Below are 13757 nucleotides of genomic sequence, written 5' to 3' on the forward strand. Positions count from 1 at the left end.
TAGTATGTCAGATGCCACTTCTTCGAATACCGTCGCGTATGATACCGCCATTGCCCTGGTGGGCATGTCGGGCCGTTTCCCTGGAGCGCGGAATGTACCAGAACTCTGGCGGCAGATTACACATGGAGAGAAGGCGATTCGCCAGTTCTCCGATGCGGAACTTTTGCAGGCTGGCGTTGATTCTGAGCTTCTAGCGAATCCCAATTATGTCAAAGCAGGCGCTATCCTGGATGATGCTGCTCTGTTTGATGCCTCCTTCTTTAAATATTCTCCACGCGAAGCGGAGGTGACCGATCCGCAACATCGACTCTTTCTGGAATGCGCCTGGGAGGCTTTGGAAGATGCTGGCTATGATCCCGAACGCTATCCAGATCTGATCAGCGTTTTTGCCGGAACCGCTTTTAGCACCTATCTGCTGCAAAATCTGATCCCCAATCGCGATCTGATGAGCGATGTGGGCTATGCTCAGGCTTCGGTTGGGAATGATAAAGATTCTCTGGCCTCGACTGTGTCGTATAAGTTGAACTTGCGAGGTCCTGGTATCTCTGTACAGACGTTCTGCTCTACCTCACTTGTGGCGACGCATATGGCCTCTCAGAGCCTGCTCAACTACGAGTGCGATATCGCTCTGGCTGGTGGCGTGGCTCTGATGCTGCCACAGGTCGCCGGTTATATGTATGAAGAGGGGGGCATCCTGTCGCCCGACGGTGTCTGTCGGGCGCTCGATGGGCAGGGGCAGGGGAGTGTGATGGGGAACGGGGCGGGCGTCGTGGCGTTGAAACGGCTCGAAGATGCACTCGAAGATGGTGATCAAATCTATGCAATCCTGCTGGGCTCCTCGGTTAATAATGATGGCAGTGTACGCGTCAGCTATACGGCACCGGGTCTAAATGGGCAGACTGAGGTGATTGCACAGGCGATCAGCAATGCCGGGGTGGATGTCGAGAGTATTGGCTATGTCGAGACGCATGGCACCGGTACTGCTCTGGGCGATTCGGTAGAGCTGGCTGCGATGAAAAAAGCTTTTGCTCGCGGTACCGATAAGACACAATTTTGTGCGATCGGTTCGGTGAAGCCGAATATTGGTCATCTGGACCGGGCCTCAGGCGTGACTGGATTGATTAAGGCTGCCCTGGCTTTAAAGCATCAGCAACTGCCGCCAAGCCTGGATTTTGAAAGTGCCAGCGCTGATTTGAATCTGGAGCAGAGTCCATTCTATGTGAATACGCAGCTCCAAGAGTGGAAGCAGGGGGAGACTCCACGACGCGCCGGAGTCAGCTCATTTGGAGTCGGCGGAACGAATGCTCATATTGTGCTGGAAGAGGCTCCCTTCAGGGATGCGTCGGATGAGGCACAACCATGGCAGTTACTGACACTCTCTGCCAAAAGCGCTAGCGCTCTGACAACGGCTACAGAAAATCTGGCCGCTTATTTCGCTCAGCGGCCCGAGATCAATCTGGCAGATGCTGCCTATACGCTTCAGGTCGGACGAGGCGAATTTAATTATCGGCGGATTGTTATTAGCCGCGATATGCAGAGCGCCAGTAGCGATCTTTATCAGGCCAGCACACAGGCCGCCGGTAGTTCGTATCAGGTCAATAGAGATCGTCAGGTCTCTCTGGTGTATACGGGTACGGGAGAAGCTTTGACGCGTCTGGCCTGGGAGCTATATCGAAGCGATAGCTACTTTCAATCCTGCATTGAAGAGTGCGCTCGGACGATTGCGTCTTTGCGTGGACCAGATTTGCTTGCTCTGTTTGAGCTTGAACAGGTTAGCGATTTTATTGCCGCAAGTGTGCAGCAAGATTCCGCACTACCACGAATTATCGCCTTCGCAAGCACGTACGCACTCACACAGGCGTTGTTGCAGACCGGCATCCAACCTCAGATCGTGTGGGGAACCAGCCAGAGTCTAGAGATTGTCGCCCGCGTTTGTGGTGTCCTGAGTCTACGCGATGCCTTGAAATTGGCCCTTCAGCATGGTCAATCCTCGCTTGTAGGTGACCTGGCAACTCTGACATTTATGCGTACGTTGAACTGGCAGGCTCCCCAGATCCCTCTGGGTATCAATGAAACGAGCTCAGCCCTGAGTAGCGAACAGGTGACCGATCCTGGCTATTGGAGCCAGCAACTGCATCAGCCACATGATCCAGCAGCCGGTATCAAGCATCTGCTCACCAGCGGCGACAGCGTTGTGCTGGAGATCGGTCATGGAGGCACTGCCTTTACGATCGATGAGCAATATGCCGAGCGTCTGGTAGCCAGTATCTCGCAGGATAGTGAGCTATCCGGACGGGCGGTCTTGCTCAAGATGATTGGTCAGCTCTGGCTGGCTGGCGTGACGCTGGATTGGCAGCAGTTGCATACTGAGGAGAAACGGTTGCGCGTCTCGCTGCCAACCTATCCCTTTGAGCGCAAGCGCTATTGGATCGATGAGCCTCAGACGAAAAAAGTTACTGAACAGCCGCAGATTATTAGTCGCACCGTCGATAGCACAGATTGGTTTTATCAAGCACAGTGGCAGGAACAGCTACTGACCGATGAGCGGATCGATGGCCCTCAAACCTGGTTGGTCTTTCCTGATCAAGGCGGACTGCTTGAACGTGTCGGAGAACAGCTCCAAAGCCAGGGACACAGGCTTATTCGCGTCTATGCTGGCACCCAGTTTGCTCAGTTTGACGACACGAGCTTTTCTGTCCGCGTTGGCGAGGAGGGGCGCGATTATACACAGCTCTGTACTTTGCTGGCACAACAGGGGAAATTGCCTTTTCGCGTTTTGCATGGATGGGGTATCCAGCTTGATGATGCTCGGCAGCCGGCAAATGTAGAGACCTTTAAGACACGGCAGGAGCAGGGATTCTATAGCCTGATTTTCCTGGCACGCGCTCTCTCGGAGCATCTTTTTGAGCACTCCGTGCAGTTGCTGGCATTCTCCTCACATCTCCAGAAGGTGAGCGAGCACGATTGGCTGCAACCAGAGAATGCGACTATCCTGGGAGCCTGTAAAGTTATTCCTCAGGAGCCGCTGAATATCAATTGTCGCAGCATCGATCTTGAGATTACGGAGCAAGCTCCTGAGTATGTCCTGGCGGAAGCTTGTAGCCAGAGTAGTGATCTGGTGGTCGCGTATCGTCAGGGCGTGAGGCAGATACAAAGTTATCGAGCGATGCCATTGCCTGCCATTTCCTCTGAGGCTGTGCCGTTGAGACAGCATGGCGTCTATCTGATTACTGGCGGATTTGGTGGGATCGGGCTGGCTCTGGCTGAGTATCTGGCCGATACATATCAGGCACGATTGATACTGATCGGGCGGTCTGCTTTGCCTGAGCGTGGTGAGTGGGATGGCCTTCTCCATGATGAGCTTGCCGATGCTGAGGTGAAGCAGAAAATTCGCTTGATTCAGAGGCTGGAGGCCGCTGGTAGCGAGGTGTTGCTATGCAAGGGCGATGTGGCGGATGCCGCTCATGTGCAGCAGATGGTGAAAGCTGGATTGGATGCCTTTGGATCTATCAATGGCGTCTTTCATGCGGCTGGCCTGACGGCTCCGGAAGCTTTCCAAACGATCCAGGATCTTACAGTCGCCGACTGTGAAGCTCATTTCCAGTCAAAGGTGTATGGCACGTATGCTTTGGCACAGGCGCTCGCAGAGGTTGAGACTGATTTCTGCCTCCTATTCTCGTCGCTCTCGGCTGTCCTGGGAGGGCTGGCGTTTTCGGCGTATGCCTCGGCGAATATTTTCCTGGATGCGGCCGCCGATTATTATAATGCCGTTGAGCAGCAGAAGCGGTGGATCAGTGTTAACTGGGATACCTGGCAGGTACGCGCAGATGTGCATGGCTCATTAGGTGCCACGATCCAGGCGTTTGCGATGAGTCCCGCTGAGGGAATTGAGGCTCTGACTAGAGTGCTTGCCAGTGGACATACTCATCTGGTGAACTCAACCGGCGATCTCGAGGCTCGCCTGCGTCAATGGATCCGCTTGGAGTCGTTGCAGACCGAGACAAGCACAAGCAGCACGAAGAGCGTCTCGACTGTGTCCTTGAGCGCTTCCTTTGTACGTGAGGAGTATGAACAACAGATCAGCGAGGTCTGGCGGCAGGTACTCGGGATGGAGCAGGTCGGGCTGTATGAGAATTTCTTTGATCTGGGCGGCAATTCACTGATCGCTCTGGATGTGATCTCGCGCTTGAAAAAGTTGTTCCATCGTCCTATTCCGGCGGTTGCTCTGTTTGAAGCGCCCACTATCAGCGCACTTGTTACCTATCTCCAGCCCGAAGCACCCGTTGAGGAGAAGTCTCAAAAGACAAATGTATTCGAGGAGCGTCGGCGTCAGGCGCGCACGAAAACGCAGCAAACAGGAATCGCTATCGTTGGTATGTCGGGACGTTTTCCGGGAGCCGCCGACGTCGAGCAGTTCTGGCAACATCTGCGCGATGGCGTCGAATCGATTACTCCTTTTTCCGATGCCGAGTTGCTTGAGGCCGGCGTTGATCCCTCCCTGTTGCACGATCCAGATTATGTCAAGGCTCGTCCGGTGTTAGAGCACGTAGATCAGTTTGATGCCAATTTCTTTGGCTATAGTCCACGCGAGGCAGAGTTGACCGATCCACAGCATCGGCTCTTCCTGGAATGTGCCTGGGAGGCTCTGGAGCAGGCGGGCTACGATTGTCAGACGTACGATGGTCTGGTTGGTGTCTTTGGCGGTACCAATATGAGTATGTATCTGCTCTCTCTGATCGCGAATGGCAATGATGTACAGGCGCTCGATGGCTTTCAGATCGGGATCGGAAATGATAAAGATTCTTTGACCACAACGGTCTCCTATAAGCTCAATCTGCGTGGACCAAGCTTTGCGGTGCAGACGTTCTGTTCAACTTCGCTGGTGGCGACTCATCTGGCCTGCCAGAGTCTGGCTCAGGGCGAGTGCGATCTGGCGATGGCCGGTGGTATCTCGGTACGTGTCCCCGATCGCGTCGGCTATATGTTCCAGGAAGGTGGTCAGGAGTCCTCAGATGGGCATTGTCGCGCCTTCGATGAAAAATCCGAAGGAAGCGTGCTGGGCGATGGCGTTGGCATCGTGGTGCTGAAGCGTCTGGAAGATGCTCTGGCCGATGGTGATACGATCCATGCGGTGATTAAAGGGTCCGCGATCAATAATGATGGCTCTCTCAAGGTGAGCTATAGCGCTCCAAGCGTGATTGGTCAGGCGAATGTGGTGACTCAGGCACTTGAGAATGCTGGCGTCTCGGCCGAAAGTATCGGTTACATTGAAGCGCATGGAACTGGTACCGAGCTTGGTGATCCGATTGAGATTGCTTCACTGACACGGGCGTTCCGCGTTCAGACCGAGCAGAGCGGCTACTGTGCCGTCGGATCTCTGAAAACCAATGTGGGACATCTGGATAGAGCCGCCGGTGTCGCAGGATTGATTAAAGCTGTGATGGCTTTGAAGCATGGACAGATCCCTCCAACTCTGCATTTCCAGTCCCCGAATCCAGAGATCGATTTTGAGCAGAGTCCGTTTTTTGTTAATAATCACCTGCTGCCCTGGACACGCGGAGAGCATCCACGTCGCGCAGGCGTGAATTCGCTGGGAATGGGTGGGACAAACGCTCATGTCGTGCTGGAAGAGGCTCCCGAAGCTGAAGTTGCCAGCGCTACACGTTCCACGCAACTACTGCTCCTCTCCGCTAAAACGGAGACCGCGTTGCAGACGATGGCGCGACGACTCCGCCAACATCTCCAGGAGCAGCCAGAGCAGGCTTTTGCAGATGTCGCCTCTACGCTGCAACGCGGCAGAAGCGTGTTTGAGCAGCGGCGGATGCTGGTCTGTCGCGACCGAGACGAGGCTCTGACTCTCCTTGAGGACATGGAGACTTTGAAAGGTGCTCACAATGTGCAGGATCGGCGCGATCGTGCGGTGGCTTTTCTTTTTCCTGGTGTTGGTGAGCAGACTGCCGGATTAACGCGTGAGCTGTATGAGCAGGAGCCAGTTTTCCGTCAGGCACTTGAGCGCTGTTGTGAGATTGTGAAGCAAAACTGCCAGCTAGATCTCTTGCCAATCCTGTATCCTTCTGCGACCCAGGAAACTAGCTCCAATGGTGGATTGCCAGATTTGCGTGCCTTGCTCGGACGAGCGTCAGCAGCAGCTACGATGCCTGATCCATTGGCGCGTACCGATCTGGCTCAGCCAATTGTCTTTAGTATTGAATATGCATTGGCGACTCTCTGGATGCAGTGGGGGATAGAGCCAAAGGCAATGCTGGGCTATAGCCTGGGTGAGTATGTCGCCGCCTGTCTGGCAGGAGTCTTCTCTCTGGAAGATGCTCTTACGCTGGTAACGCGCCGTGCCCAGCTGATTCACCAGGCTGCGATGGGAAAGATGCTGATTGTGGCACTCTCTCCAACGCAGGTGCAGTCCTATCTGAGCGAACGTGTCAGCCTGGCGATTGTGAATACTCCTTTTACCTGTGTCCTGGCAGGCGACGCTGAAGCGATTGAGTCGGTTGAAGCAGAACTTCGGCAGCAGGAAATTGCTTGTAGTTATGTGAAGACAACTCATGCGTTTCACTCGCATTTGTTGCAACCTGTACGGGCATCCCTGCTGGAATTGTTGCAGACCATTGCATTGCAAACTCCACAGATTTCCTACCTCTCGAATGTAACAGGTACCTGGATTACTGCCGAGCAGGCGACTGATCCGACGTACTGGGCCGATCATATGTGTCAGACGGTTCAATTTGCTGATGCCGTTGAGCATCTCTTGCGGGATACAGAACATGTCCTCCTGGAGATTGGACCCGGTCAGGCGTTAAGTTCGTTTGTACGACAGCATCCAGCCTGCGAGCGCACACGCTTTGCGCAGATTGTATCCTCACTGGCTCCTAATACTGCTGGCCTGACAGAGCAAGGACAGATTCTGTTCGCTCTCGGTAAACTCTGGCTGGCCGGTGTGACTCCCGATTGGGACGGCTTTTATGCCGATGAGCGACGACGACGTATTCCTATTCCCACCTATCCTTTTGAAAGGCAGCGCTATTGGTTGGCTGGCGTCGGAAATGCTCGCCTGCCAGCGCTCGGGACGATCGATGAGCAAGCTCAGGTAGCGATCACACGGAAGCCGGAAATCGCCGATTGGTTTTATCGGGCTGCCTGGCAGGAAAGTAGTCTACCGGTGGTCAGTCAGACTGCATCTCCTTTCTCCTGGCTGATCTTTAGCGATGAGCAGGGTCTGGGAAGGCAGTTGGGAGAAGGGCTGAAGCGACTTGGCCATTCCGTGATAACTGTTGCTGTATCCACTCAATGGAGCCAGGGTGATGAGTCGAGCTTTACTATTTCATCTCGTGAGCCACAGGATTATGCTCGGCTCTTTAGCCTGTTGGCGGAGCAAGGTCGTCTACCACAGCGTATTTTGCATTGCTGGCAGGCATCTGTGGCGTCGAGCACGTTGGATGCTGAATCGTTTCGAGAGCAGCAGGAAACAGGCTTTTACAGTTTGTTATATCTGGCAAAAGGACTTTCGTCCCATCTGTATGATGAGCCGGTGCAGATTATTGTGCTTTCGACTGGCTTGCAAGAAATTCTGGGCGATGAGGCGTTGGAGCCTGCTAAGGCGACCTTGCTGGGAGCCTGTAAAGTCATTTCTCAAGAACCACTTAATCTGGTCTGCCGCAGTGTCGATATTGAGGTCCCGGCTGCTGGTGAATGGAATGAGGCCAGCGATCTGACCTATCTGATCGAGGAGTGCACCAGACCAGCCAGCGATTTCGAGGTTGCGTATCGCCAGGGAGCGCGGTGGCGACAGCATTATGAAGATTATGCTCTGGAGCCGGTTGTATCAGAGCTTCCCGCCTTCCGCCAACAAGGTGTCTATCTGATCACGGGCGGCCTGGGAGGGATCGGTCTAGCTCTCGCCGAGCATTTGGCACAGACGGTACAGGCACGGTTGGTCTTGTTGGGACGCTCGGGTTTGCCTCCTCGTCATGAATGGTCTGAATGGATGTCTCAGCATGAAGCACAGGATGAGATCAGTCAGAAAATTTTGCGCGTGCAGGCTCTTGAGGAGCAGGGTAGCCAGATTCTTATCTATCGTGCGGATGTCACGGATGCTCAGAAGCTAGAGGATATCGTTCAAGATGTGCTGGTAACTTTCGGGGATCTACATGGTGTCTTCCACGCTGCCGGTCTGGTCGATGAGAAGTATTTTAAAGCGGTACAAGATATTGAGCATACAGAATGTGAGCAACATTTCCAGTCAAAAGTCTATGGCACACAGGCGTTAGCACAGGCTTTGGATGGTCTGGAACTGGACTTTTGTTTCCTCTTCTCGTCGCTCTCGGCTGTGCTTGGAGGTCTGGGCTTTGCCGCCTATGCCGCCGCTAATGGATATCTGGATGCCTTTGCACGACGCGAGAATCGTAATAATCCAGGGCGCTGGAAGAGCGTCAATTGGGATACCTGGGAGGTACGGGCAAATGCTCATGGCTCGATGGGGGGTACAATCGCTGCTTTTGCGATGAGTCCTGAAGAGGCCATCGAAGGATTGACACGCGCTATCATGAGCGGACAGACTCATCTGATTAACTCGACAGGCGATCTGCATGCTCGCTTGCGACAATGGATACGGACAGATCTCCTGCTGAAAAGCAACCAGACGGCGCAACCGTCGATGCGTACCTCGCGTGGTGGCGTGCCGGTCGGCAATGATTATGAACAGATCATCAGTGGTATCTGGCAAGAGGTGCTGGGCTTCACTACGATTGGTCTGTACGATAACTTTTTTGATCTGGGTGGCAATTCGTTGATCGCTCTGGAAGTGATCAATAAGCTGAAAAAGGCTTTGCGACGTCCGATTCCAGCGGTTGCACTGTTTGAAGCTCCCACGATTAGCCTCTTGACTAAATATTTGCAGCCCGAGCAGCCCGAGCCGGAGCAGGTACAGGAGCGGGAGAGTCTGGCAGCTCGTCGCGGTCGTGCGCGTCAGCGCGTTGAGACGGAGAGCATCGCAATCGTGAGCATGAGTGGACGCTTCCCAGGCGCAAGTACGCTGGAACAATTCTGGGATAACCTCTCCAATGGCGTCGAAAGTATCCGGTTCTTTACTTCCGAAGAGCTGGAGGCCGCCGGTATCGATCCAGAAGTAATACAGGCACCCAATTATGTTCCGGCTCGTCCTATGCTGCCTCCCGAAATTGTCGAGCAATTTGATGCGGCCTTCTTTGGCTATAGTCCACGCGAGGCAGAGTTGACTGATCCACAACATCGACTCTTCCTGGAGTGCGCCTGGGAGGCCTTGGAGCGGGCTGGCTATGATACTCAGACGTATGAAGGGCTGATCGGGATCTATGGCGGCACGAATATAAGTACCTATCTCTTCTCGGCCGAATCCTCACAGCTGGCCGGTATCAACGATTATCAGTTGATGGCAGGCAATGATAAGGATTCTCTGACATCGAGTGTATCGTATAAGCTGAATCTACGCGGACCCAGTCTTGCGGTCCAGACATTTTGTTCGACCTCGCTAGTCGCGGTCCATCTTGCCAGTCAGAGCTTGCTGAATGGTGAAAGCGATATGGCTCTGGCCGGTGGCTCGTCGATCCGTGTCCCTATGGTTGGTGGACATCTCTATGAGCCGGGTGGCATGGAGTCTCCTGATGGTCATTGTCATACTTTCGATGCCGAGGCTCGGGGCAGTATGTTTGGCGATGGTGTTGGCGTGGTACTCCTGAAGCGACTCTCGGATGCGATCGAGGATGGCGATTATATCCATGCTGTGATCAAGGGCTCGGCGATCAATAATGATGGTTCTCTTAAGGTCAGTTATGCAGCCCCCGGCGTCGTGGGACAATCTGAGGTGGTTGCTCAGGCTCTGACAAATGCTGGCGTGGCGGCAGAGAATATTGGCTATATTGAGGCGCATGGCACGGCGACCGAGTTGGGCGATCCGATTGAGGTTACGTCGCTGACGAAGGCGTTTCGTACGCAGACCGATAAGAATGGGTATTGTCCGATTGGTTCTGTCAAGACAAACGTGGGACATCTGGATCGTGCGGCAGGCGTCTCGGGGCTGATCAAAACGGTACTGGCACTCCAGAATGAATTGATTCCACCCAGTCTGCACTATGAGACGCCGAATCCAGAGATCGATTTTGAGCAGAGCCCGTTCTTTGTAAATACTCAATTACGACCCTGGCCGCGTACGCAGAAACCGCGTCTGGCCGGCATTAATTCTTTGGGCATGGGGGGCACGAATGCTCATGTAATCGTTGAAGAAGCTCCATTACGTGAGCCGTCGGGAGCCTCACGGCCATGGCAGTTACTGCTCTTGTCTGCGCGTTCGCAGCCTGCTCTCAGCAGCATCAAAGGACGCTTGCACGACTTTCTTGAGCAGCATCCCAGAGAGAATCTGGCTGATGTCGCCTATACCTTGCAGAGAGGTCGTCGACGCTTTGAGCATCGTATGATGTTGCTCTGTAAAGATCAACAAGAGGCTATACAATTGCTGGCGCTGCCGGAGACGGCAGGCGTGCGCATTGAGAGTCGGACGGATCGCCCATTGGCCTTCCTTTTCCCTGGTGTAGGTGAACTTACTCCTGGTCTGGCCCATGAGCTGTATTTGCAGGAACCGGCTTTCCGTGAGACGTTTGATCGCTGTTGTGCACTGCTCCAAGATCAATTAGGCGTCAAGTTGCAGGATCTTCTTTTCTCGGCCGATGCGGAAACGCCGGGGCAACCAACCGCAGGGCTTAACCTGCGCGATCTGCTGGGGCGCAATGGCAATGGAAGCAATGGTCATAACGGTCGAAATGGACAAAATGGACAAAATGGGCATTCATCTGCCCGTAACGATCTCCGGCAGACGCATATTGCTCAGCCGCTGACGTTTGTTCTGGAGTATGCTCTGGCTCAACTGCTGCTGCAATGGGGTGTACAGCCACAGGCTATGCTCGGCTATAGTCTGGGCGAGTATGTGGTGGCCTGCCTGGCTGGCGTGTTCTCGCTTGAGGATGCTTTGAAGCTGGTCGCTCAGCGTGCCCTCTGGATCAGCGAATTGCCTGCTGGCGAGATGATCGCTGTCTCCCTGTCGTCCGAGCAGGTGGAGTCCTATCTCAATGAGACGGTAAATCTGGCGATTATCAATAGTCCAAATGCCTGCGTACTGGCGGGTCCGGCCGCTGATCTGGCTCGCGTCTGTGAGCAGCTTCGGCTCGATGATATCGCCTACCGCTATGTGGAAACAACACATGCCTTTCATTCGCAGATGCTCGCGAGTCTGCAGGAGCGTGTTACTAACTTTGTCCAGACTCTCACGCTGCATGCGCCTCGCATTCCGTATGTCTCGAATGTGACTGGCACCTGGATTACTGCCGCGCAAGCCACTGATCCGGCATATTGGTCCTTGCATATGTGTCAGACCGTGCGCTTTGCGGAAGGTGTCGGCACGCTGCTGAATGAGTCAGAGTATCAACTGTTGGAAGTAGGACCCGGACAAGCTTTAAGCTCGTTTGTGCGCCAGCATCCAGATTGTACACGTGAGCGGATGATTCTGGTGAGCTCGACGTTGCCTCCTGCCTACGAGAAAGAAGCTGAGCATCCTTTTCTACTCAAGACACTGGGAAGACTCTGGATGAACGGCGTCACGATCGATTGGACACAGTTCTATCAGCATGAACGACGTCTACGGATTCCTCTGCCAACCTATCCCTTTGAGCGTCAGCGCTACTGGTTGGAGTCCCGTAAGGGAGCCGGCAGTATTCTGGATCGTGGCGAGACAATATCAGCGGCGGCACCACAGGATATTGTGAAGTCTTTACCGCGTGAGGCTTTGGAGGATTGGTTTTATGTCCCGAGCTGGCAATCGGCTGCTCCGCTGACGAACAAGATTGGCAGTGCTGAGCGACTCTGGGTGTTCCTGCTGGATGATGAGGGTGTTGGCAGTCAACTCGTCGCGCAGTTGATCCAGCACGGCGGCAAGGTTGTCACTGTGAGGCCGGGACCTGGCTTTGCTCGCCTCGGCGTGGATGCCTATCAGGTGAATCCAGCTGAGAAAGGCGATTATGCACTGCTGCTGCAAGATTTACAGACGCGTAGCGAGAGGGTGGAGCAGATCTTGCATCTCTGGAGCGTTGGTCGAGCAACAAGATCGGTCGAAGAAGAGCTGGAACTGGGCTTTTATAGCCTCTTCAGTCTGGCTCAGGCCATCGGCGATGCCGATCTAGAACAGTGTCAGATCACGATTATCTCTAACGACGTCCAAAACGTTACCGGAAATGAGATGCTCCAAGCCGCACGCGCTACTCTGATGGGTCCTTGTCGCGTATTGCCGCAGGAATATGTTAATATCCGCTGTCGCTCCATTGATATAACGCTTGGGCAGGTGGTGCAGGTACAGCAAGAGAAGGCACTGATGGCACAGGTACTTCAGGAGATTCTCTCCTCAGAGGAGACGGCTCTGCTGGCTTTGCGCGGAAAGCGGCGTTGGATCTCTTCCTTTGAAAAGATGTCTCTGGCTCCAAGTGAAGGACAGTCTCGTGCGTTGCGTCACGGTGGCACCTATCTGATCACAGGCGGCCTGGGAGGGATCGGCCTGGCAATGGCTAACTGGTTGGCTCGTGCCTATCAGGCGAATCTGGTGCTGGTTGGACGACATGGCCTGCCTCCTCGTCAACTATGGGAACAGACGTTATTGGAAGATGAGGGGCAGGGTGGAGTCAGTCGACGTATCCAGCAGGTGTTAGCTCTGGAGGCTTTGGGAGCGGAGGTGCAGGTAGTCCAGGCCGATGTTAGTAATCTGGCGCAGATGCAGTCTGCAATTGAACAGGCTCAGCAGCGGTTTGGTCAGATCTATGCCGTGCTGCATACCGCTGGCGTGCCTGGCGTCGGTTTAACGCAGTTGAAGACGCGAGCGCAGGCGTCTGAGGTGCTCTCTGCCAAGGTTTCTGGAACGCTGGTGCTGGAAGAGGCGCTACGGGATAGTGATGTTGAGCTTCTTGTGCTCTTCTCCTCGGTGACTGCGATGACAGGTGGCGGCCCGGGACAGATCGATTATAGCGCCGCAAATGCTTTTCTGGGCGCGTATGCACAATCCTGGTCGCAGCGACCGGAAGCTGAAACGCGTCGCATAGTCGCTGTCGATTGGGGTGAGTGGCAATGGAATGCCTGGGAGGCCGGTCTGACCGGCTATGATGTGCAGATTCAGGCGTTCTTGAAAGAGAATCGACAGCAGTTTGGAATCTCTTTCGAGGAAGGTGCGGAGGCTCTTGAGCGTCTGCTGACGACCGGGATAGATTATGCGATTGTCTCAACACAAAACTTTCGTATCATGGCGGAACAGAGCAAACAATTTTCTGCTGCCTTTGTCCTGGAGCAAGAGCTTGCACTGCATCAGCAGCGTGAAAAGTATCCCCGACCAGCCCTGGGAGTGGCCTATGTACCGGCTCGCAATGAGGCAGAGCAGCGTATCGTCACACTGTGGGAAGAGTTGCTGGGCGTCTCGTCGGTGGGCATCAACGATAATTTCTTCGAATTGGGTGGCAATTCGCTGAATGGTATCGATCTGATGGCACGTCTGCGTAAGATGTTTCAGCTCGAAACGTTTGCCTCACATCTCCTCTATGAGGCCCCGACGATTGCGATGATGGCTCAATATATCGAACATGGCTCGTCGAATGATGCCGCCACTGAACGCCTGGAGCGCGGTGAGAAGCGTCGGGCCAGTCAGCAGCAACGTGCACGCGCAAGCAGAAAAACAAGATAGC

General features: G+C 54.2%; 1 protein-coding gene. It reads left to right on the forward strand.

The window, feature by feature from the left end; genetic code table 11:
- The first annotated feature begins 4 nt into the window (after positions 1-4).
- Positions 5-13756 carry an SDR family oxidoreductase gene (locus tag AC27N8_RS13390; RefSeq protein ID WP_487067790.1) on the forward strand — a complete coding sequence of 4584 codons (13752 nt, stop codon included), beginning with the start codon at positions 5-7 and terminating at the stop codon, positions 13754-13756.
- Position 13757 lies beyond the last annotated feature (1 nt).

This window comes from Dictyobacter sp. Z7_2 (assembly GCF_057551105.1).

Excerpts from the sequence above, each read along its gene's own strand:
- AC27N8_RS13390 (WP_487067790.1), top strand. The coding sequence starts at position 5 with ATGTCAGATGCCACTTCTTCGAATACCGTCGCGTATGATACCGCCATT.